We start from the raw sequence: 21986 nt of genomic DNA on the forward strand, positions 1-21986 counted from the left end.
CTCCTTGGCTGCCCATACAATGACCCCGTCAGGCCAAACCACCAACCCCAATTCCTAGATTGGACGAAGCACTAGTATTCCCGGCTCGTCTTGATGCCTGGCTCCGGGATGGGGTATCGACCGCCTTGGTCTGGCATCAGCGGGGAGTCGGAGTTCATCGCCAGTTGGTCGATGTCCGGGCCGAACTCGTGTTCGCAGGCCAGCATGTCTTCGAAGGTGACGACCTGGCCGGTGTGGGCCGACATGCGTCCCATCGACGTGGTCAAGCTGGCTTCGGTGCCGCGCTTGGCTTCGTTGTACGGCAGGTTCTCGCGGATCGCCGTGACGAGATCGTCCCATTCCAACTGGTACGGGTTCGGCTCGTCTTGCGGGCAGCGCCAGGCGATTTCGCTGCGGCCCATCTTCTGAGCTTTGAAGATGCGGCAGCGGGACGGGGCGTGGCCGGCGGTGGAGATAATCGCCGCCGCCTTCGAGCCATGCGCGTAGCTGGCGAACTCGTTATGGCAGCCGTCGACGCCGCGCCCTTCCATGTAGAACTTCGTGCCGTCGGCGAAGGTGAATTCCGTCGCGTAGTTGTCGAAGTTCTGATCGATCGCGTCGCCGCGATAATGCCGGCCGCCGATCGATTGGGCTTGCACCGGCCAGGCGTCCTTCATCCAGCAGCATTCGTCGATGTTGTGGATCAGGAAGTCGCTGTACGATCCGCCGGAGAGCCACAGGAACGAGTGGAACCGCTTGATCTGGTTGAACAGCGGGCTCAGCGAGCCATCCAACATGCTGGGAGTCGTGAAATCACTCGCGGTCGGTCCCGATTGGCGGTAGGCCCGCATCAGGAGGATCTCGCCGATTTCGCCGTTGCGGATGCGGTCGAACAACTCGCCGCGCGAGCGGCAGTGCCGGCACATCAGGCCGACGCCGACCTTCAGGCCCTTCTTTTCCGACTCCGCGGCCAAGGCCAGCATCTTTCGGCTGCCGGGACCGTCGACGGAGACCGGCTTCTCCATGAAGACGTTCAGGTTCTTTTCGATCGCGTACCCGAAATGCACCCAGCGGAAGGCCGGCGGCGTGGCGAAGATGGCGATGTCGCCGGGGCGGAGGCAATCGAGCGCTTTCTTGTAGCCGTCGAAGCCCACGAACTGGCGTTCGGTCGGCACGTCGACCTTGTCCTTGAAGTTGGTGCTCAACTCCTTGAAGCTATTTTGCAGGTTGCTCTCGAACACGTCGGCGATGGCCACGAGTTTCGTGGGGCCGGCCGTCGTGGAGAGGGCGTTCGCCGCGGCACCGGTGCCGCGCCCGCCGCAACCCACCAGCGCGACTTGAATCGTTTCGCTCTCGGCGTTTTCGGCCGCGTGGACCTTGGGCAGGACGAGCCCGGCAAGCGCGGTGCCGGCGGCAATGGCACCAGAGGATTTCAACAGCTCGCGGCGCGAGAAGCCGCCAAGATCGGGAATGTTCACGAGAAAGGTCTCCCCTGAAAGGTGGGTGCGAATTTTCGGGAGGGCGGGAAGCGAACTTCGAGAAGTAACCGCACCTAGTTTCACTGATGCCGCGCCAAATTTCAACTACAACCACGAATTAACCTTTCCTGCGGCTGCGAACAAACCCAGGGAAGACCCTCCAGATCGTTTCTTAAATCCGAGTTTTCGGACTGTCTTCCCTGGGCTTGGGGGCGATTCCGCTTTTCTGTCGTTCATCGTTCCGCCGTGATCGCGCATACTTGCACTCAATGTGGCTCCAAGGACAAATCGATTGGTTCGTTATCCTGATCGCGGTCTGGCTCTGTTCGGTCGGCGGGGTGATCGGCAGTTTTTTGAACGTCGTGATTTATCGCCTGCCGCTGGGGATGAGCCTGGTGCGGCCGGCGTCGCGCTGCCCGGCCTGCCTGACGCCGATCCTGTGGTACGACAACCTGCCGGTCTTCGGTTGGCTCTGGCTACGGGGACGTTGCCGGGAATGCGGTGCGGCGATCTCGCCGCGCTATCCGGCCGTGGAAGCGCTCGTCGCGTGTTTTTTCGTAGCGTTGGCCGCGAGCGAATTCTGCTTTGGCGGCGAACGTGATCCGTTCTCGGCCGCCGCAGCTGGCTTTCATCTGCCTTGGGCCAGCGACCTCTCCGCCACGGGCATCTGGATGCGGTATTGGGCGCAAGTGCTGCTGGCGGTCACGCTGCTTGCCGCGGGTTTGATGGAGCGCGACGGTAGTGCAGTACCGTTTCGACTCTGTCGGCCCACGCTGCTGTTCGCAATCGCAATGCCTTTTGTCTGGCGCGAAGTGCGTCCGTTTCCCTACGACTACCAGCTAGTGCAGCGCATGCCCAGCGGCGATACCGCATTTCAACAGCCACTTGATTTGCTGTTCGGCGCTTGGGCGGGGTTAATCATCGCGTTGCTGGCCTGGTCGTTAATTAATCGCGATCAGCGCGGCTCGCGCCCGATGAAGGCGGCGCTGCTGGCGATCGGCGTGACGCTCGGTTGGCAATTGACTGCCATGATTGGCGTCTTCTGGCTGACTTGGCTGGGGCTTCGCACGGCGTTCGCAGGCTCCGCCGAACGCCGCGGCGGACTATTGCCGCTGGCAATCGTCGCCTGTTTCACGCTGTTGGCATGGCGGCCGCTGCTGTCCGCAGCGCTCGCCGTTGCAGCGCGGTCATGGGAATAGGTGCGGCACAGACTCCTTTCGCGCCGCGAAAGGTCCGGAGCCTTTCGCGAAGCGAAAGGAGACGATTTGTTACTCGGCGGAAAGGTGGGCGGTGGCTGCGAAATCGCCTGGCTCCACACGACAAGCGGCGACGATTGTGTCGGCCAAGCCGAGCAGCCCGCGGAGTTCGCTGAGACCGCGTTTGGCTTCCGCTTCCGGCACTTCGTCATGCTTCATTACGTGATGGGCGAAGCCTTCGTGCCGGGCCAGTAGTTCGCATAGCCCGCGCAGATCGATGTAAAGCACCTGGCTGGGCGTCGCCCAGTGATCGGCGAGTACGCGCGTGACCCGTTCGCTGCGCGCCAGGGAGTCGGCCGGCGCGATGGTGGCGACTTGCGCCACGGCTCGCTGTGACGTGCCGACGAGCAGTCCGTCGGCGGTCATTGTGTACGTGGGCTGAACGTCGCCGAGTTCCTTGATGCCGCGTAGCGTCGTCAGGGGGACACCGTCCACGCGTTCGGTGTGTAATTCGGCCGGCGCCTGGGGATGATCGTGGTTGTAGAGCACGGTGAGCATGGCGAGCGCGCCGCGCAGCGATTGATCGACCGTGTCGGTGGCGGTGTTCGCCAGTTCGCGGGGCAACCGCGAGCGGGTTTCCACGCCGAATGCCAACTCGATCGGTAGTTTGTCGGCGGCCTTATCGGGAGCGCCGACCACAAACGCGCCGCAATCCGGTCCGAGCCGCTCCAGCAGCTGCATGATGACGTCGGCCGCGCCGGTGGCCGCCCGTGAAGGTTCAACGATTGCGTCGCCGGCTGCGAGCTCGCCCCAAACCAAACGCGCGAGGCGTCCCCATTGGGCGCGCCCCGCCACGGCGATCAAGGCATTGTTCGGCACCAACTCCATGAAGCCTGCGCGCCCGCTGACGGCGTCGGCGACTTCCAGAGCTTCCGTGGGAAGTTGATCCGCGCGGGCGTGCCAAGCGCCCTCGAATCGCACTTCTTCGCTGAGCGCCACGCCGCCGACCAGGTAGTCCGTACCACGCCAGGCCTGCAGCCACTTGCCGTGTTCGGCGCGGGTAGTGTCATCGTCGTCGGCGTCCTGCACGGCGGCGTCGAACGAGGCGTCCCATGAGCGCGGATTGACGAACAGCGCCACGGTGTTCTCCGCGGGCAGGCGGCCCAGCGCCGCGTGGTAGCTCGGCAATTGAGCGAGGGCGTCGGTGCTTTGCGAGGCGGCCGCGCGCGCATGGAGTTCCAGCACTTTGACGGCCAACGTCGACGAGTTGCTGAGGATGCCGACGTCGCCGATCGTCGCCAGGTAAAGGCGACTTTCGTCTTGTTCCGGGGCGATGACCTGTAGCTGGTACTTCGCCCCGGCAGCGGTCACTTGCTCGGGCGCGAGGAGTTTGCCGGCTTTCTTTTGTTCGTCGACCAAGGCCTGCATCGCTCGCTTCAGAACATCCGAGTTGCGCGCGCGAACGAGCAGCAGCGCCGGACCTTTGCCTCGGCCCGGCATCTCGTCGGGCCAGATGCCCAGGAGGATTTCTTCGCCAGCCACGCCGTCGCAGAGCTCGGCAAGAGGCATTTGGAAGTGCGTTTCCAAATCGTGGTGCAGTTTTTTCAGATCAGCGCTATGTTCGGCGCGCCACTCTTGGACAACATGATGCGCGAGCAACCGCTGGCCGATTGGCCCCGCGAGAAAAGTGCGGGCGCGCGTGGTAAACTCGCGGGCCTGGACGCAGATGCCAACGTCGGAGGGTACGAAATCAGCCAAGCCAGCGCCATACGCCGTCGCATAGCACCCGAGCGCCAGGATCAGTGCGGCGCTGACGCCTCTCCAGGGCAGCGCACGACGAAACTCTCCGCCACGACGCATTAGTATCCTTCCTGCTTGTCGCTGTCCGTTCCGGGCACGGCACGCATCAGCGAGTACACCGCGCCGCTCGCCGAATTCGAGAGCGGCCGCAAGTTGTTCGGCACGGAGCGCAGCCAGTTTGAATCCTCTGGGGTCGCGGGTTCTGTTGTGGCCGCTTTGCGCCGATTCGGTTGCACAACGCTCAGCGCGGACGAGAAGCTGGCTTCCGTATTGGCGGCCAGGCTGCGGTAGTTTAGCGCCGCCTGCCGCGTGAGGCGATTCAAATCCGGCGCGTCAGCGATTGGCGATTGCGCGACCGTCGCCGAGTTCTCACTCGGCTTGTCAACCAATTGATTTGCACCTCGATCTTGTGCGAGGAAGGCAATCGAGGTGGCGATCACCAGCGTGGCGGCCACGGCGGCCAGCGGCGCGAGCCAACTTGGCATCGCCGGACGCAACGGCGTCGGCAACTGCTTCCATTCGCTGAGGACGCGCTCGGTCAGGTCGCCGCGCAAGGCGGGAACGGAACGCGGCGCGCTGGCCAACAATTCGTAGGCCGTCAGTAAAGCTCGCAGCTCAGGCTGCTCGTCCGCGGCGCGCACCAACTCTACATCCGACGCGGGCGAGCGCCGCGCGTCGAGCAGGTCCTGCAGCCGGTTTTCAAACGCCTCGCGATTCATGCCGTTGCTCCTCGACCACGCCGCGCTGGATCAGCGCGGCAGCCAGTTCCTTCCGCGCCCGATGCACCCAGGTTTTGACCGTCCCGACCGGGCAACCCAGTGCCTCGCCGATTTCGGCGTAGCTGAGCTGCTCCTGATGAAACAAGGAAAACGCCTGGCGGTATTCCTCTCGAAGCTGAGATAGTGCCAATTCCACTTCCTCGCCAAGATGCTTGGCTTCCTCAACGCCCGGCAGGTGTTCCTCGACTCCTTCGGCCGGCATGGCCATCGGCGGCCGGCGTTTCCGCGTGGACAGCATCGTCCGGCAGCGGTTTCCGGCAATGGCCAACAGCCACGGCTTAAAATCCCGCGTCAGATCGAAGCCGGCCAAGCTGCGCAAGGCCCGCACGAACGACTCTTGGGTGACGTCTTCGGCGTCCTGACGGTGACCGAGCATGCGATAGCAGAGCCCGAACACCGCCCCGCGAAAGGCGTCGACCAAGGCCGTCGCGGCGGCTTGCTCGCCCGCCAGACAACGGCGCACCAGCTCTAGCTCGTCGTCTCGCAAGTTAACTCGTTCCCGGGAGCGCTCGCCGAGCAGGTGCAAAGGGTGCTACCCGGCAATCACGAGGTCGGTTTCAATCCAGCTACCGGAAGGTTCGCGGCCGGGGCCCGATTCTTGCCCCCAAACCGCACGGCGCCACCTGCCCGTACAATCGTCGCGAACCGCCAGCTCGGCCTATTCCAGCGTCTCGCGCAACATGTCGCCCAGCTCCCGCGGGGGGACGTCGCCGATCCGCCGCCCTGATTTACGGAGCTTTTCGTTGAGCTTAATCGTTGTCTCCTGCATCTTGCTATGCGTTTCCTCCGACCCGCCGCAGAGCATGAAGTCGTCTCCGCGCGTTAAACGCGTATGGCCGTCTGCGCCGTCCAATCCCAGGCCGAGGAGTTTGGTGCGTGATGGGTCTCGATCGGCGGATTTCAAGGCAGCCTCGCACCTGGAAGTGGGGTGGGAAGTGAATTGACCTCAGGCGAACGGCGGCTAACCGGAACTCCCTTTGAGCGCCTCGCGCGCCGTCTGCCGTGCGAGTTTAAAGGCGTTGACCAGCACTTGGGCTCGGGTCTCCAATTGTTCCGACGTGTACATCCGGTTGCCCTCGCTCTGTGGCAGCCCGGCGATGGCGATCGTGAGCGGCATCAGATCCAGGAATTCGCGGTAGCGCCGCTTAATGGCTTCTTCGTCGTTCGACACGGTCTCGCTCGCTTTCGTCGTTCGCCCACTGAAGTGTCCGCAGGCCCCACCTGGTTGGCAAGCGACCTACGGCTTCATTTTAGCCGGACCGGGGGCGCAAGCAAAAGTCCGGGCGGGCATTGATTTGGCCGGCGCGGACTGGAATTTCAATTGGGAAGCGGCGGTGGCCTAGCGTCGCTTGAAGAACTGGCGTAGCGCCTTGTCCGCGGCGGCTCGGCTATCGACCGTTGCTCGCTTGGCTGGCTGGCCCTTGCCGGCCATCGTCTGGGCATCGGCGTTGGAAACCGATTCATCGCTCGCTCCGCCATTGGGCGCGGGCATCGAGTGCTCGGTATCCTGCATGACGATCTTACGGGTATCCGCGCTCGATTGGGCGGCCGCGCCGTCATCCAGGAATTGGTTCAGATCGAATTCGCCGGCCGTGGCGGATTCCACAGTGCGTTCGACGACGGCCTGAACCGACTCCACCTTCGGACGTTTCCCAGCGCCGACCGTGGCCTTGATGCAGAGCTCAAATTCCAGCGGTCCGACCTTGAGCAGGTCGCCGGGCTTGAGCTCGCATTCGCCAATCAAACGCTCGTCGTTCACATACGTGAAGTTCTTGCTGCCGAAGTCCCGGACCGTCACCAGTCCGTCTTCGCTCATGATCACGCAGTGATAGCGGCTGATCAGGTCGCTGCGCGGGCGCAACTGACAGTCCTCGGCCCTGCCGATGAGGAACTTGGGGCCGGGAACCGGGATTTGCTGCCCTGCATTACTTCCTGAGGTGACTTTGAGGGTTACTTCCATGGCTGAAAGTTGCTCCGCAGAGGTTCTGGAACAACACGAACAAAGGATAAGGGCGAATCGACCCCTCTGCTGAATCTTCTACCTTGAAGTAACCAATAAGCCATGCATATGGCGTGCCGTAAGTGCTGGCCCGGCGTTGCCCGTAGATTCCATCGGCATCCGACGCAGCCAGCGCTGATGAGATTCCTCGCACTATAACAGCGATGGCTTCGCGCAGCAACTATTTCTTGGCGTTGCAGGCCCACGGAATTGATGAAAAACCGTTCAGAATGGCGTTTGCGTAAAGATTGCCTTGAGCTCCGAGTTGGCCGACATCCCTTAACGTTTTGCAGTCCAATCGAGGGAGGCGTACTTACTTTGGCGGGTGCGATCTGCCGTGGCGAGTTCGGCGTCCGTGAGGCTCTGATTGGCTGCATCGAAACCAAGCCGCCGCGATAGTTCTCGCACCAGCGCGCTTGCCACATCTTGCGCGGATACCGCTCGCCCGCTTAACTCCTGCAGGCCTGGCAGTTCCGGCGCACAAGGCGACGCGGCCAACAGCAGGCTGCCATGTTGCACGACGGCGCCGGCATGGCGGCGCTGCGCGCTGCCGCAGACTTTGACGCCCTGTAACAGCAAGTCTCCCTCGGCCTGGCGTTGGAAACAGAGGAACGGTTCGGACGAATCGGCGGTTGTTTTTTCGCGCAGCTCGACTGTGATTTTTTCCGCTGCCAACACCGCTCGCAAAGATTCATGCACGATTCGATAAAGCTGTTGCGCTTGACGGGCAACCGGGGAATCGGCTGGTAAGACCAGACAATAGGTCAGTTCCTGGTCATGCAGAATCGCGCCGCCGCCGCTCGGCCGCCGTACCACTGGGCAAGCCGCGCTGGCGGCATGTTGGGAGCGATCGACGAGGCGTTGGAAGTAGCCCAACGACAACGTCGCGGGATGCCAGCCGTAGAGTCGCAGCGTTGGCGTTCCCCCGTGAGATACGCTCTCGACGAGCGCTTCGTCGACCGCCATGTTCCAGTCGCCGGCGGCCGGAACGTCGTGGATGACTCGTAACGTCGGCATGACTGGAAGGCGTGCGTCCAAATCTATTCCGCGCCGGCTTGATCGTCCGACCAACTCGCCGGCGCTGCCGGTTCGCCGGCTCGGCGGTCTTCGATCATCTCGTCCAACAGGAAGACTTCAACCCGAGACGCCGCGGCGGGGCTCGCAGTCCCATCGCCGGTGGAACGCTCATTCTGCCCCGCGGCGGAAAGGCGGATCCGCTCGGTTTCGATGCCGGTCTGCAGCACCAGAAACTGCATCGTCGCGTAACTGCGTTGAAATGCCAAGTCCCAGGCGTCGCGGTAGTGGTCGCTGGCTTGCGGCGGCCGGCCAGAAGCATGGCCGCGGATTTCGATCTTCTGCCGTTTGCCGCGGACTTGATCGGCGAACTTTTTTAGCTCCGTTCGATCCGCGTCGACTAGCGCGGCGGACGCTTCCGAAAACCGTAACACGACGCCGAGGTGGGCATCGGAATTCGATGGCATCGTGAGCCGCGAGTTTGGATCCGTCGCGCCGGCAGGCCGATGTCCATTGCTCCCGCCGCCGGTCTCCGCGGAGCCCGCATTCGTTTCCTGAATCCGCGGCCCAAACGTTCGATGCGTCCCCGGAAACCAGGTACTTGGATCGCCTGTGAAACCAAACTGGCGCTTCATAGCTTCGGCGAACTGATCGAAATCCGCTTCCTTCTTCGTGCCCGCCAGTGCGTAAAGCAATATGAAAAAGCCCAGCAATAGCGACATCATGTCGCCATAGGAAACGCACCAAAGCGGCGCACCGCGCGGCGGTTCTTCAGGACGCAGCATAGCGGGGAGTAAAGGAGTAAAGGAGGGCTCGGACGTGTCGCCCCGTTGGGGCTCTGGTGGTTTTCAGCGAATCAGTTCCAGGGGTTGCCACCCCTGGCTATTATCGGTCGCCCCTTTGGGGCTAAGAAACGACTTCATTCCTCAATTCCTACTTTACTCCATTACTCAACCTCCTCCTCCCTCGTCACGCCGCGCGCTGATACTTCGTATACGGCGTCAACTGCTGCTCCACCTTGCGCGGGCCGTCGCCGTTTTGGATTGCGAGGATGCCGTAGATCACCACTTCAATGCACAACGATTCATGCCGGAGGTTGTAATTCAACTTCTCCACGAGCGGCAGCGCGAATATGTTCGCGATTACCGCGCCGTAGAGCGTGGTCATCATCGCCACGGCCATGCCGGGACCGAGCGCGTCGGGATTGGTCAGGTTGCCGAGCATCAGGATCAAGCCCAGCAGCGTGCCGATCAACCCGAAGGCCGGGCCCATTGCGCCGAGCTGTTGCAAAAAGCCTTTGAAATCGCGATAGCGTCCGTGCAGGGCGTCCAACTCGCTTTGCATCACGCGCTCGACGATCTCGGGCGACGCGTTATCGACGACCATTTGAACGCCGATGGTGATGTACGGATTATTGATCTCCGGCAACCGCCGCTCGAGTTCCAGGACGCCGTCGCGCCGCGCCAATTCGGAGAGCTCCACCATCTGCCGCACGATCCGCGGCAAATCGGTCCGCCGGTGAAAAAAGAGCTTGAGCAGGTTCTGCGGAAACGCCAGCAGCACTCGCAACGGAAACATCATCGCCGTCACGGCGAAGCTGCCGCCGACGGTGATGATCACGGACGGCGCGTCATAAAACGCGGTCGGCGTGCCGCCGCTGAGCACAATCGAGGCCAGCATAAACACGCAGGCCATCATCAGGCCCAACGTCGCGGCGATATCCATAGTCGAAACGTCCCAGACGGCAAAACCCGCGCCGCCCATCCGCGCGGAGCCAGCGCAATCCGTCAGAAACTATCGGCTTGAAAGTCACCGTTTCAAGAAAACTGGGCAAGGAATAGCGATTGAGTGCGGGTAAACGATGAGTACGAAAAAATCGAATGCACCGATGGCAGGCGAGCGGGCACCAGCCACCGCGGTCCGGGCGTCAACGCGGGTGGTAGATTTGCGACCGCGACTCTCAATGGCGAGGCATGTGTTGTCAGCGAGTTAGTTCGCTGTGAGGAACTCTCCGCGAATGGCGGGCGACTTGAAGTGCCCATATTAGCCAACTATAACAGCCGATGGTGCTCGGACGGCCGTCACAGTTTGCGACAAACGTAGGCTCAAACAACTCTGGCTGAATTCCCCAAAAGAGGCGACTGCGATGCAAAGATTGACTCGACTCCTTTGGCAGCCAAGTGTTCGTCACTCCCACCTCTGTGTCGCGTTCCTGGCGATTGTGCTCGCGGGCATCGACGCCTGGGGAGCGGAAGTAAGTGACAAAGCGAAGCTCGCTCCCGATCCCATGGCCGCCGGGTCGGGTGCGCGGGTTGCCGCCTCGTTGAAACCGGGCGAGCAGCGCAGTTCGGTTCTGACTCCAAGTACGCAGGACGGAGCGACGCTGTACGCCACGATCTCCGCTCAGCAGTCGGGCATCGATTTCGTGAATGAGCTGGACGACGAAAACGTCTGGACGGGCGACTACCGAAGCACCCTCAACGGCTCGATCGGCTCCGGGACGTGTATTGGCGACATCGACAACGACGGTTGGCCGGATCTTTACCTGGTCGCACGCGATGGGCGCAATCGACTGTATCGCCGCACTGAAGATTTCCGGTATGAGGATATCACCAACGCAGCCGGAGTCGACGGCGGAGATGGTCGCAAAACCGGCGCGGCGATGGTCGACATCGACAATGACGGCGATTTAGATATCTACGTTTGCCGACTCGAGCAGCCGAACCTGTTGTACCTGAATCAAGGCCAGGGAAAGTTCCGCGAATGCGCCGCGGAGCGCGGTTTGGCGTTTGCGGGGGCCAGCGTGATGGCGACGTTTTCTGATTACGATCGGGACGGCGACCTGGACATGTACCTGGTCACGAACCGCAAGTTCGTCAGCGACGATGAAATGGAGAGCGCCAAGAAACGATTGCAAGCGCGCCCCAACGAAATCAGTCTGAAGGACGGCAAAGTCGTGATTCCGGCCGAGTTCGAGGAGCTGTTTTACTTCTTGCCTAAGCCGTCCGGCCCCGGCGAAATGGGGTTCAATGCGATCCCGTCAGGGCAACGAGATCACTTGTATGCGAACGATGGCTCCGGCGCTTTCTCCGAAGTGAAGGGAAGCAATCTGGATGGATGTTACCGCGGGCATTGCGCCGTCTGGTGGGACTACGACGGCGACCGCTGGCCCGACCTCTACGTCTCCAATGACTTCTACGATCCTGACCAACTATTTCGAAATAATCGCGACGGCACGTTCACCGATGTCACCCGGGAAGCGCTCTCGCACACGCCATGGTTTTCCATGGGCTGCGACTTTGCCGACGTCAACAACGACGGCCGATTTGATTTGATGACCACCGATATGTCGGCGACGAATCATTTCAAGGCAAAAGTCAACATGGGGAACATGGACGACGTTGGTTGGTTCCTCGAGTCCGCCGAACCACGCCAATACATGCGCAACGCCCTGTTCCTCAACACGGGCGCCGGCCGTTTCCTCGAGTGCGCGTTCATGGCCGGAGTGGCCAGCAGCGATTGGACCTGGTCCACGCGATTCTGTGACATGGACAACGACGGCTGGAGCGATCTGTTCTTCGCCACCGGGATGATTCGCAACGTCATGGATTCCGATTTGCAGGTGCGGGGAGTTCGACTGGGGGCTCAGAAGAACCCGCAGATCATGGGGGAATTGCTGCGTTTGAGCGATCCGCTTCGCGAGAAGACTTTCGCGTTCCGTAACCGCGGCGGCTGGGAATTCGAGAACGTCTCGGACGCCTGGGGGCTCGGCAACGAAGGCATTAGCACGAGCGCCGCCTATGGCGACATGGACCGTGACGGTGATATGGACCTGGTGGTGAACAATTACAACGAGCCCGTCGCCATCTACCGTAATCAAGGCGAGCGCGGACAGGGGATTCTCGTGCGATTGGTCGGCAATGCCAGCAACCGATTTGGCGTCGGCGCCATCGTGACCGCCAAATCAGGCGCCGTCACGCAGACCAAATGTTTGACTGGCACGAGCGGCTACATGAGCTCTGACGAGCCGCTACTGCATTTCGGCTTGGCGGATCAGGAAGAAGTCTCCGAGCTGCGGATCGAATGGCCTTCCGGAAGAAGTCAGACGCTTCGTACTCTGGCCGCCAATCGCTTCTATGTCGTAGCGGAGCCAGATTCGTCGACGGATGCGCCGGTTGAGAGCACCGCGAACAAGACGGTATTCGAAGAAGTTGCTGGGCCAAGCGGTCTCACTTTTAAGCACGTGGAGAAATCCTTCGACGATTTCCGCCAGCAACCGCTGCTGCCGAATCGCTTGTCGCAGCTCGGTCCAGGAATGGCCTGGGGAGACGCGGACGGCGACGGCGATGACGACGTGTATTTGGGCGGCGCGGCCGGCCAATCAGGTGTGCTCTACTTGAACCAGGATGGCCATGGCCGCTTCGTGGAGCAGCCGGGACCGTGGCAGAAGGACGCCGCTTGTGAAGACATGGCCGCGCTTTGGCTCGATTCCGATAGCGACGGCGATCTGGATTTGTTCGTCGTGTCTGGCGGCGTGGAAGCCGGCGCCAATACGGATTTGTTGCGCGATCGGCTCTACATCAACGACGGCTCGCAAGGTTTTGCCAAGAGTGAGGATCTGCTTCCGGATTTGCGCCAAAGCGGCGGTTCTGCCGCCGCCGCCGATTTTGATCGCGACGGCGATCTGGACATCTTTGTTGGCGGTCGAGTTGTGCCCGGAAAATACCCGACGTCGCCGGAGAGTGTCCTGCTTCGTAACGACGAAGGAACGTTCAGCGATGTCACCGATCAGGTCGCCCCGGAACTGCGCCGCATTGGGATGGTTACGGGCGCGCTCTGGTCCGACGCGGATGCGGACGGTTATTTAGATCTGTTGACCACCGCCGAATGGGGACCGGTCAGTTTGTTCCACAACGAGGATGGGGCCGGGCTCAAGAATCTCACCGCAGAGGCGGGGCTTTCCAGCCGGACAGGATGGTGGAACGGAATTACCGGCGGCGACCTGGACGGCGACGGCGACATCGACTACGTCGTCACCAACACCGGAACGAACACCAAATACCACGCGAGTGCGGAGCGTCCCGCCCGAGTCTATTACGGCGTGTTTGATAAATCCAAAGGCGCGACGGTCGTCGAGGCCTGTTTCGAAGGAGAACATCACTATCCGGTCCGCGGGCGCAGTTGCAGCGCCGCGGCAATGCCTATGATCGCGCAAAGGTTTCCGACCTTTCGCAGTTTTGCCGCGGCCGAAATCGACGACATCTTCGCCGCGGCCGACCTTGCCGCGGCAGAACGGTTCGACGCCAACGAATTGAGAAGTCTGATGCTCATAAATCAGGGCGACGCTCGATTCGAAGCCCGCTACCTTCCCACAATCGCCCAAGTATCGCCCGGATTCGGCGCAACGATTTGCGATGTCGACGCCGACGGGCTTGCGGATATCTATCTGGTGCAAAACACCTACTCGCCACAGCCTGAAACGGGACGCATGGATGGCGGGCTCAGCGTGTTGCTCAAGAATCTCGGCAAAGGCGAGTTTGTCCCGCAAGAGTCCGTGATGACGGGGCTCCTTGTCCCCGGTGACGCTAAAGCGCTGGCGCTCACGGATATCGATCACAATGGCCAACCTGATTTCGCCGTGACCAACAACAATAGCCGACCGCAGCTCTTCCAGCAGCGCAACCCGACTCATGGAGCAGCGTTTGCCGTGCGGTTGAAGGGCGATAAGGGGAATCCAAGCGCGATCGGCGCCATACTAAGATTGCGCGACGGGAAGAAGAACAGCATGCAGTCGGTAGAACTCTACGCGGGCAGCGGCTACCTCACGCAATCCGCCCCGATCGCGTTCTTCGCGCGCCCCGCGGAGGGGCTGGCCACGATCGAAGTGCAATGGCCAAACGGCGACGTATCGAAACACGACGTATCGCCAGGCGAGCAAGTAGTAATGCTGACGAAACGGCAGTGAACGGACCGCGCACTACGACCAGTATCTCACTTGCCCGTGCCAGTACCATCGGCTTTTTCCTCTAACCACCGCACCGCAGGATTTCGCGCCGCTTTCACCTCGTCCGGGCGGCTGATTACCGTCGTGTGCGGGGCGGCGTGCAGCAGCTCGGCGGGTTCGTCGATGATCTTGCGGAGGGCTGCCGCGAAGGCGTCGAGGGTTTCTTTGCTTTCGGTTTCCGTCGGTTCGATCATCATCGCTTCGCGGACGATTGGCGGGAAATAGACCGTGGGGGCGTGAAAACCGTAGTCGAGGAGGCGCTTGGCGATGTCCATCGCTGAGACGCCGCGTTCGCCTTTGACCTTCGTGGCCGAGGCGATGAACTCGTGCATGCAGCGGTCGCCCTGGGGGACCGGCAGGAACGACTTCACCTGGCTCAACAGGTAGTTGGCGTTCAGTACCGCCTCTTCCGACACGCGCCGGAGACCGTCGGGGCCGTGCGTCCGGATGTAACAGTACGCCCGCACCAACACGCCGACGTTACCGAAAAACGCGCGCACACGGCCGATTGATTTTGGGCGATCGTAGTCGAGACGATAAGCGCCGGAAGCGTCGCGCGCCACGAGCGGCGCCGGTAAGTAAACACCCAAGCGCTCCGTGACTGCGATCGGTCCCGCGCCGGGGCCGCCGCCGCCATGCGGGCCGCTGAAGGTTTTGTGTGGATTGAAATGCATCATGTCCGCGCCGAAATCGCCCGGGCGCGTGATGCCCAGAATCGCGTTCATGTTCGCGCCGTCAAGATAAATGAGCGCGCCGACTTCATGCACGCGCCGCGCGATCTCGCGGATCTGCCCGTCGAACATGCCCAGCGTGTTCGGATTGGTGATCATGAACACGGCCGTCTCTTGATCGAGCTTCGCGGAGAGGTCATTGAGATCGACCGTGCCGTCCGGATTGCTTTTTACCGAGAGCGTATCGAAACCGGCCATCGCGGCGCTGGCCGGGTTGGTGCCATGCGCACTGTCCGGCGCGAGCACCTTGGTGCGGCGCTGGCCGAGATCGCGAAAATACGCCGCGGCGACGAACAGCGCCGTCATTTCGCCGTGGGCGCCGGCGGCCGGTTGCAAAGACACCACGGGCAAACCGGCAATTTCGCCGAGCATTTCCTGCATTTCGTAGAGCAGCCGTAACATGCCTTGCAGCGTTTCTTCGCGCTGGTAGGGATGCAGATCGGCCATGCCCGGCAAGGCGACGAGACGTTCGTTGCGCTTCGAGTTGTACTTCATCGTGCAGGAGCCGAGCGGATAGAAATGCGTGTCGACCGACATGTTCAAGGTCGACAAGTTCGTGAAATGCCGCACGACGTCCGGTTCAGCCAATTCCGCCAATGGGGGGGGCACGTCGGCCACCGCCGACTTTGGCAACAGCGACTCCAGCGGTTGCTCCGGCACGTCGCAGGCCGGCAGCAGCGCGCCGCGCCGGCCGGGCTTTGACAAGGTGAATAGCGATTGCGTCGCTCGAGTGTTACGCATGGGCCACCTCCCTTTGGCTGTTGACGCGGGTCAGGCAGTGGGCCCAACGGTCGATGTCGTCCTTGGTACGTTTCTCGGTGACCGCGACCAGGAAGCAATCGGACCATTCCGGGTACCATTCGCCGAGCGGCACGCCCGCCATGATGCCTTGGTCCATCGCCTCCGCGAGCAACGTTTCCACCTGGCCGTCGGCGTCGCGGACGACGAATTCTTTGAAATAGGGTCGATCGCACGCCATCGAGAATCGCGCGGCGCGGGTTAACTGATTCGCCGCGTAATGCGATTTTTGCAAGCAGAGGTGCGCCGCCTCGCGCATGCCTTGCGGCCCCATCAGCGACAGATAAATCGTGGCCCGCAGCGCGTAGAGACCTTGATTCGTGCAGATATTACTGGTCGCCTTTTCGCGGCGAATGTGCTGCTCGCGGGTTTGCAGCGTGAGCACCAGGCAGGCGCGGCCGTCGCGATCGGTCGTTTGACCGACGATGCGTCCCGGCATGCGGCGGGCGAAATCCTCGCGGCAGGCCATGATACCGAGGTACGGTCCGCCGTAAGCCATGGGGTTGCCGAGCGACTGTCCTTCGGCGATGACGATATCGGCGCCGTATTCGCCGGGACGTTTGAGCAAGCCGAGGCTGATTGGGTCGACGGAGACGACGAACATCGCGCCGCGCTCATGCGCCGCGCGGCCGATCGCCTCCACGTCTTCCAAGCAACCGAAGAAGTTCGGCTGCTGCACCAGCACGCAGGCAGTCTCGTCGTCGACGGCCTTGGCCAGTTCGTCGACTGACACCGTTCCGTCCGGCGCGCCGACGGTGATCAACTCCGTTCCCAAGTTGATGAGATATGTTTCGAGAATTCGGCGATACTCCGGATGCACGCTCGCGGCCACCACGACGCGTCGCTGCCGCTTCGTGGCGTGCATGCTCATTAGCACCGCTTCGGCCACGGCGCTGCCGCCGTCGTACAGGCTGGCGTTGGAGACTTCCATGCCGGTCAGCCGGCAGATCAGCGATTGATATTCGAAGAAGGCTTGCAGATTGCCTTGGCTGGCTTCTGGCTGATACGGCGTGTAGGAAGTGTAAAACTCGCCGCGCGAGCTGAGCGCATCCACCACGGCCGGGATGAAATGGTCGTAGCTGCCGCCGCCAAGGAAGCAAAGCGCGTCGCTCGCGGACGTATTCGCCGCGGCCAATTGCTGCATGTGCGCGGTGAGTTCCAACTCGGTCATTGCCGCGGGCAGCGCAAGCGGCCGCGCCAGCCGCAACTCCGCCGGCACCATAGCGAACAGCTCATCCACGCTCCCGGCGCCAATCGCCGCGAGCATCGCTTGTCGATCTTCAGGAGTGTTGAAGAAGTAGGCCATGGAGGGGAACGGTGAGGAGTAAGGGAGTAAGGGGTAGTTTGTGGCGGGTAGTTTGTGGCACGGTCGGGAGACCGTGCCACAACAGACGCAGGGACGTGTCGCCCCGTTGGGGCTCTATTTGTTTCTTGTGTATTCACTCCAGGGGTTGCCACCCCTGGCTATTATCTGCCGCCACTCGGGGCTAATGGCCCTTACTCCATTTACTAATTACTAATGTGCATCCTCGCTGCATTGCTTCTCGTAATCTGCTGCGTTCAAGAGTTTTGACAACGAAGACTCGTCCACCAAGCGGACTTTGATCATCCAGCCTTTGGTGTAGGGGTCTTCGTTCAGCACGCCGAGATCGCTGGCCAGGCCGCTGTTGACTTCGATCACTTCACCCGTGACGGGGCTGTAGAGATCGCTGACTGCTTTCACGGATTCGATTTCGCCGAATGGTTCGCCGGCCTTGACGGTTTTGCCGACCGCGGGGAGTTCGATGTAGACCAGGTCCGTCAACGCTTCGACGGCAAAGGCCGAGACGCCGATCGTGGCGACCTTCGCGGCGTTGTCCACCTTGACCCACTCGTGCGTTTTGGCGTACAGCAAATCGTTGGGAGTCACGGCGCGGTTTCCTTACTTCTTGCGGCGATAAAAGGGAAGTTTCACGACTCGGGCCGGCTCTCCTCGGCCGCGAATGTCAACGAACAATTCGGTATCCAGCGCGGCGTGCGCGCGGTCGACGTAAGCCATCGCAATGGGCATCTCGAGCGTCGGCGAAAACGTGCCGCTGCTGATTTCACCGACGGTGGCGCCGTCTTTCTGCACGGCGAAATGTTCGCGCGGCACGCGTTTGCCGGAAAGTGTCAAGCCGACGCGTGTTCGCGACGCGGGGTGTTCGCTCAACTTCGCGAGAGCCTCGCATCCGGTGAAGTCGCGGCCATCGAGATCAACGGCGAACGCCAGGTCGGCGGTGTAAGGATCGATCGCCTCGGTCAGCTCGTGGCCGTAGAGTGGCATGGCCGCTTCGAGTCGCAGCGTGTCCCGGCAGCCGAGACCGCAAGCAATTCCCCCGGCGGCGACCAAGCGCTCCCAGACTTCGGCGGCTTGGCCAGAATCCAGCATCAGTTCGACGCCGTCTTCGCCCGTGTAGCCGGTGCGGCTGACGATCCCCGCATGCCCGGCGATCCGCATGGCGACGCCCGTGTAGTATTTCAACTGGGCCGGGTCGACTTCCAAGAGAGGTCGCGCACATTCGAGCGCCCGCGGACCTTGCACGGCGATCATGGCCCAGGCGCGCGTCAGGTCCGTCATCGTGACGTCGCGGGCGTCGGCCAAGCGTGGAGCGAGCCAGTTAAGAATCTTCTCGCGGTTCCCGGCGTTCACCACCAGGCAGTGGTAGTCGCCGCCGCTGGCGTCTGGCAGCCGATACGTGAGAACGTCGTCAAGTACGCCGCCTTGTTCGTTGACGACCAGGCCGTAGCGAATGCGGCCGGGCGTCATGTCGGTGACGCGGCGGGTGACGAGTTGATCGAGAAACGCCGCTGCGCCAGGTCCGTCGAAGCGCAAGCGACCCATGTGGGAGATATCGAACAGGCCGGTTTGAGTGCGCGTGGCCTGATGTTCCGAGACGATCGACGTGTACTGCACCGGCATCGACCAGCCGGCGAAATCGACCATGCGCCCCCCGTGCGCAGCGTGCCAGTCATGAAGCGGAGTGCGAGCCAGCTCTGTCGTCATGCACGAGCCTTGCGGGGACCGACGCGATATTTCAAAGACCTGGCGTGCGAGCATGGCCGGCAAATCAACGCCGGCAACCCTCAATCGCCTTGCGCATTCTAGCGGGCCGAACACCGGCTGCCAGGGGCGCGCATTCCGGACCGGCACGAGGCGACTCCGACGCCGCCCCAGCTGTTACGCGCTCGTGTTCTCACCGGCCGAATCGCCCGGCTGTTCCGGCGGGATTTTCGCCTGATTGAAGAACTGCATCAGGTCGCCGAAGGTGCGCATGGGCTCATTTCCATCGCGCATTTTTTCGGTGATGGGCACCAGCGGACGTGGTTTGGGCGGTGGCGGCGGCACATAGTCCTGCTGCCGGCGCTGGGGCTTGCGATTCCCCCCCTGAGGCGGTCCTCCGCGCGCACGGCGTTGAGCCGGCGGTCCGCCCGCGCCTGCACCGACGGGCGCGGGCCGTTGCGACTGCTGGCCTCCGCGTCGTTGCTGCTGCTGGGGGCCACGTCCGTCGCGCGGCGGGCGACTTTCGTCGGATCGAGGACGCGGCTCGGGATGCTGCCTCTGTGTGCCCGGCGCGATCATCGTCAACGAAACGCGGCGCCGCTCTTTGTCGACTTCCAGGACCCAGACGCGGACAATATCGCCAACGGACACCACCTGATGCGGCGTCTGGATATAACGATCGGCCATCTGGCTTACGTGGACCAGGCCCGTGTCCTTGAGGCCGACGTCGACGAACGCGCCGAAGTCCACCACGTTGAGCACAGTGCCGGCGAGTTCCAAGCCGGGCGCAAGGTCGTCTAGCTTGAGCACGCCCTTCTTGAAGATCGGTTGCGGCAATTCTTCGCGGGGATCGCGGCCAGGACGTTTGAATTGGGCGACGATGTCTTGCAACAGCCGCAAGCCGACCTGCAATTCCGCGGCCAGGGCGGCCAGGTCGAGTTTGTCGGCAGCCCCTGCCAGCTCGCTCAGCTTTTGCTTGTCCGATAGATCGGCGGTGGCGCCGCCGAGGCGTTCCAACACCTGCGTCGCGACGGCGTAACTTTCGGGATGAATCCAAGTGGTATCGAGCGGATTGTCGCCGCCGGCGATTTTCAGGAAGCCTGCCGACTGGATAAACGCCGCGTCCCCGAAGCCGGCGACGGCCTTCAAATCCTCGCGGGATTTGAACGGGCCATGTTGCGCGCGGTGATCGTAAACGCGTCGCGCCGTGAGTTGATTCAAGCCGGAGACGTAACGCAACAGCGCCGGGCTCGCGGAGTTGACGTCGACGCCGACAAAGTTCACGCACGATTCCACGACACCGTCCAGGGAGTCGCGCAAATGCTTCGCCTTAACGTCATGCTGGTACATCCCGACACCGATATTCGCCGCGTCGATTTTCACCAACTCGCTAAGCGGATCCTGCAAGCGGCGGCCGATCGAGATCGCGCCGCGGAGCGTGGCGTCGTAATTCGGAAATTCTTCACGGCCAATGGGGCTCGTGGAATAAACGCTGGCGCCGGCTTCGTTGACGATCACGTACGCCGCGCCGGCCTCGGTCAGTTCGCCGGTGAGCATCTCGGCAACCATCTCTTCGGTCTCGCGGCAGCCGGTGCCGTTGCCGATCGCAATCACCGACAAATGATGTTCGGCAATCATCTCCAACATCTTGGCCTTGGCCGCGGCACGGCGATCTTCCTTGCCGACCAAATGCACCACCGCGTGGGCGAGCAAATGGCCGAATTCGTCGATCGCCGCCAATTTGCAGCCGCTCTTGAATCCGGGGTCGACTGCTAAGAGCCGGCGATCCCGCACGGGCGATTGCAGCAACAGGCTCCGCAGGTTGCGAGCGAAGACGTCGACGGCATGTGATTCCGCTTCGTCGGTAAGCTCGCGCCGCACCTCGCGTTCCAGACTCGGATAGATCAACCGCTGCAACGCGTCCATCGCGCAGCCGCAAAGTAAGTCCGCGTGCGGATGATTCTCCTGAATGAGCGCCTCGAAAGCAGCCTGCTCAATCGCTTGGAAATCCGAATCGACGCGCACGCGCAGCACATGCGCCCGTTCGCCGCGATTGATCGCCAGGATGCGGTGGGGCGGCACCTTGCTGATCGCCTCGCCGAAATCGAAGTAGTCGCGAAAGGCCTTCGCCTGATGTTTTTCTTTTAGTTCGCGTTCGCGCTCTTTGGCTTTTTGGCGAGCCGCGGCCTTGGCGTTCGCACTTTGTTTCGCGTGCGCGGCCGCGGCAGGCGCCGTCGTGGGGGCTGGTTCGACCGCCGTCACGGCTTCTGTGGCAGCATCTGAAGCCGCTTCGACTGACTCGCCAAGCTCGGTAGGCGGCTCATCCGGCGAACTCTCGGCCGATTCCTCGGCGTGCTCTCCTTCAGCGGTCGCTTCCGCCGGCGAAGATTGCTCCTCGACGTGCGACGCTTCGTTGGATTCCGGCTCGGGCGCGTCGGCAGCCAATTCCGGCTCGCCCTCGATGGCGACGCTTTCGAGTGGGGCGTGATCTTCGGATTCAGCGGTGGCGACCGGCGCTGGCGCTTCGGCCTTTGGAGACGGAGTTGACGCGGCGCCACGTTCCGGATCGATCGCCACGCTGATCAAGCGGCCGGTCCGCGCGACGATTTCGCGCAGTTTGCCGCGCAGGTCGGCGCGTTCGCTAAACCATTCGGCGAGGATGTGTCCGGCGCCGAGCAAGGCGTCGGCAACGGTAGCGACTTTGCGATCGGTGTTGATGAAATCCGCAGCGCGGCGATCCAGGTCCAAGCAGGCTGGATCGGCGGTCAGGATTTCCTCCGCCAGCTTTTCCAGCCCGCGCTCCCGGGCTTGCGTGGCAAGCGTCTGCTTGCGTGGCTTGAAGGGCAAGTAGAGGTCTTCGAGACGCTTCGTCGAGTCGGCGTCCTGAATTGCTTGCGCCAGCTCGGGCGTAAGTTTTCCTTGGGACTCGATGGAGCGCAGAATTGTCTGCTTGCGTTCCGCCAGTAAACGAAGCCGCGCGAGTCGCGACTCGATGAGTCGGATTTGCTCTTCGTCCAGACCGCCGGTCTGGTCTTTGCGATACCGGGTGATGAACGGGATCGTATTCCCCGCGTCCAGCAATTCCACGGTGCTTTCGATTTGCCCGAGCGGCAAACCAACGGAGGCGGCGATCTCCCCCAAGCTAACACTAATTCTGGCAGACATGTGTAACCAGCCAAACCGCTG

At 62.1% G+C, this 21986-nt stretch carries 17 protein-coding genes; 2 read left to right on the forward strand and 15 right to left on the reverse strand.

Features of this window, described 5'->3' with window-relative positions; all coding sequences use genetic code 11:
* Positions 1-71 precede the first annotated feature (71 nt).
* Positions 72-1457, reverse strand: a complete 1386-nt coding sequence (locus SGJ19_25495) for a Gfo/Idh/MocA family oxidoreductase (protein MDZ4783616.1) — start codon at positions 1455-1457, stop codon at positions 72-74.
* 269 nt (positions 1458-1726) lie between these two features.
* Here SGJ19_25495 and SGJ19_25500 point away from each other — a divergent pair, with 269 nt between their 5' ends.
* Positions 1727-2656 (forward strand): prepilin peptidase, encoded by a 930-nt coding sequence (locus SGJ19_25500; protein ID MDZ4783617.1) that lies wholly within the window; start codon positions 1727-1729, stop codon positions 2654-2656.
* A gap of 69 nt (positions 2657-2725) precedes the next feature.
* On the opposite strand, the gene SGJ19_25505 is transcribed toward SGJ19_25500, so the two are convergent.
* The 9 genes from SGJ19_25505 to SGJ19_25545 all read right to left on the reverse strand — a co-directional run bounded on the left by SGJ19_25505 (position 2726) and on the right by SGJ19_25545 (position 10009).
* On the reverse strand, positions 2726-4513 hold the full coding sequence (locus SGJ19_25505; GenBank protein ID MDZ4783618.1) for a hypothetical protein: 1788 nt from the start codon (positions 4511-4513) through the stop codon (positions 2726-2728).
* A complete protein-coding gene (locus tag SGJ19_25510) occupies positions 4513-5172 on the reverse strand; it encodes a hypothetical protein (GenBank protein ID MDZ4783619.1) in 660 nt (219 codons plus the stop codon). The genes SGJ19_25505 and SGJ19_25510 overlap by 1 nt, the downstream gene beginning before the upstream one ends.
* Positions 5153-5719 (reverse strand): sigma-70 family RNA polymerase sigma factor, encoded by a 567-nt coding sequence (locus SGJ19_25515; GenBank protein ID MDZ4783620.1) that lies wholly within the window; start codon positions 5717-5719, stop codon positions 5153-5155. Before SGJ19_25515 ends, SGJ19_25510 begins: the two co-directional genes overlap by 20 nt.
* Before the next feature lie 171 nt (positions 5720-5890).
* A complete protein-coding gene (locus SGJ19_25520) occupies positions 5891-6136 on the reverse strand; it encodes a hypothetical protein (protein ID MDZ4783621.1) in 246 nt (81 codons plus the stop codon).
* A 57-nt stretch (positions 6137-6193) separates the two neighbouring features.
* Entirely contained in the window at positions 6194-6403 is a 210-nt protein-coding gene (locus tag SGJ19_25525; GenBank protein ID MDZ4783622.1) for a hypothetical protein, read from the reverse strand.
* Between the two features lie 168 nt (positions 6404-6571).
* Positions 6572-7192 carry an FHA domain-containing protein gene (locus tag SGJ19_25530; protein MDZ4783623.1) on the reverse strand — a complete coding sequence of 207 codons (621 nt, stop codon included), beginning with the start codon at positions 7190-7192 and terminating at the stop codon, positions 6572-6574.
* 318 nt (positions 7193-7510) lie between these two features.
* Complete coding sequence (locus SGJ19_25535; GenBank protein MDZ4783624.1) at positions 7511-8248, reverse strand: biotin/lipoate A/B protein ligase family protein; 738 nt, start codon at positions 8246-8248, stop codon at positions 7511-7513.
* A 23-nt stretch (positions 8249-8271) separates the two neighbouring features.
* A complete protein-coding gene (locus SGJ19_25540; GenBank protein MDZ4783625.1) occupies positions 8272-9030 on the reverse strand; it encodes a flagellar motor protein MotB in 759 nt (252 codons plus the stop codon).
* Positions 9031-9214: 184 nt separating this feature from the next.
* Positions 9215-10009, reverse strand: coding sequence for a MotA/TolQ/ExbB proton channel family protein (locus SGJ19_25545; protein ID MDZ4783626.1), 795 nt, complete (start codon positions 10007-10009; stop codon positions 9215-9217).
* A 382-nt stretch (positions 10010-10391) separates the two neighbouring features.
* Between SGJ19_25545 and SGJ19_25550 the strand changes: the two genes are divergently transcribed.
* Positions 10392-14210 carry an FG-GAP-like repeat-containing protein gene (locus SGJ19_25550; protein MDZ4783627.1) on the forward strand — a complete coding sequence of 1273 codons (3819 nt, stop codon included), beginning with the start codon at positions 10392-10394 and terminating at the stop codon, positions 14208-14210.
* 26 nt (positions 14211-14236) lie between these two features.
* Here the strand turns inward: SGJ19_25550 and gcvPB are convergent, their stop codons facing one another.
* The 5 genes from gcvPB to SGJ19_25575 form a co-directional block, all read right to left on the reverse strand.
* Positions 14237-15721 (reverse strand): aminomethyl-transferring glycine dehydrogenase subunit GcvPB, encoded by a 1485-nt coding sequence (gene gcvPB / locus SGJ19_25555; protein MDZ4783628.1) that lies wholly within the window; start codon positions 15719-15721, stop codon positions 14237-14239.
* Positions 15714-17084 carry an aminomethyl-transferring glycine dehydrogenase subunit GcvPA gene (gcvPA, locus tag SGJ19_25560; protein MDZ4783629.1) on the reverse strand — a complete coding sequence of 457 codons (1371 nt, stop codon included), beginning with the start codon at positions 17082-17084 and terminating at the stop codon, positions 15714-15716. The genes gcvPB and gcvPA overlap by 8 nt, the downstream gene beginning before the upstream one ends.
* Before the next feature lie 210 nt (positions 17085-17294).
* Positions 17295-17687, reverse strand: coding sequence for a glycine cleavage system protein GcvH (gene gcvH, locus SGJ19_25565; protein MDZ4783630.1), 393 nt, complete (start codon positions 17685-17687; stop codon positions 17295-17297).
* A gap of 12 nt (positions 17688-17699) precedes the next feature.
* A complete protein-coding gene (gcvT, locus tag SGJ19_25570) occupies positions 17700-18803 on the reverse strand; it encodes a glycine cleavage system aminomethyltransferase GcvT (GenBank protein MDZ4783631.1) in 1104 nt (367 codons plus the stop codon).
* Between the two features lie 174 nt (positions 18804-18977).
* Positions 18978-21965 (reverse strand): Tex-like N-terminal domain-containing protein, encoded by a 2988-nt coding sequence (locus SGJ19_25575; protein ID MDZ4783632.1) that lies wholly within the window; start codon positions 21963-21965, stop codon positions 18978-18980.
* Positions 21966-21986 lie beyond the last annotated feature (21 nt).

This window comes from Planctomycetia bacterium, from assembly GCA_034440135.1.
Classification (GTDB): Bacteria; Planctomycetota; Planctomycetia; order Pirellulales; family JALHLM01; genus JALHLM01.

What these genes read in the sequence shown, in the direction of transcription:
- SGJ19_25530 (MDZ4783623.1), bottom strand. Translation starts at nt 7,192, where the DNA reads ATGGAAGTAACCCTCAAAGTCACCTCAGGAAGTAATGCAGGGCAGCAA.
- SGJ19_25500 (MDZ4783617.1), top strand. Translation starts at nt 1,727, where the DNA reads ATGTGGCTCCAAGGACAAATCGATTGGTTCGTTATCCTGATCGCGGTC.
- SGJ19_25535 (MDZ4783624.1), bottom strand. Translation starts at nt 8,248, where the DNA reads ATGCCGACGTTACGAGTCATCCACGACGTTCCGGCCGCCGGCGACTGG.
- SGJ19_25540 (MDZ4783625.1), bottom strand. Translation starts at nt 9,030, where the DNA reads ATGCTGCGTCCTGAAGAACCGCCGCGCGGTGCGCCGCTTTGGTGCGTT.
- gcvT (MDZ4783631.1), bottom strand. Translation starts at nt 18,803, where the DNA reads ATGACGACAGAGCTGGCTCGCACTCCGCTTCATGACTGGCACGCTGCG.
- SGJ19_25510 (MDZ4783619.1), bottom strand. Translation starts at nt 5,172, where the DNA reads ATGAATCGCGAGGCGTTTGAAAACCGGCTGCAGGACCTGCTCGACGCG.
- gcvPB (MDZ4783628.1), bottom strand. Translation starts at nt 15,721, where the DNA reads ATGCGTAACACTCGAGCGACGCAATCGCTATTCACCTTGTCAAAGCCC.
- SGJ19_25545 (MDZ4783626.1), bottom strand. Translation starts at nt 10,009, where the DNA reads ATGGGCGGCGCGGGTTTTGCCGTCTGGGACGTTTCGACTATGGATATC.
- gcvPA (MDZ4783629.1), bottom strand. Translation starts at nt 17,084, where the DNA reads ATGGCCTACTTCTTCAACACTCCTGAAGATCGACAAGCGATGCTCGCG.
- SGJ19_25550 (MDZ4783627.1), top strand. Translation starts at nt 10,392, where the DNA reads ATGCAAAGATTGACTCGACTCCTTTGGCAGCCAAGTGTTCGTCACTCC.
- SGJ19_25575 (MDZ4783632.1), bottom strand. Translation starts at nt 21,965, where the DNA reads ATGTCTGCCAGAATTAGTGTTAGCTTGGGGGAGATCGCCGCCTCCGTT.
- SGJ19_25505 (MDZ4783618.1), bottom strand. Translation starts at nt 4,513, where the DNA reads ATGCGTCGTGGCGGAGAGTTTCGTCGTGCGCTGCCCTGGAGAGGCGTC.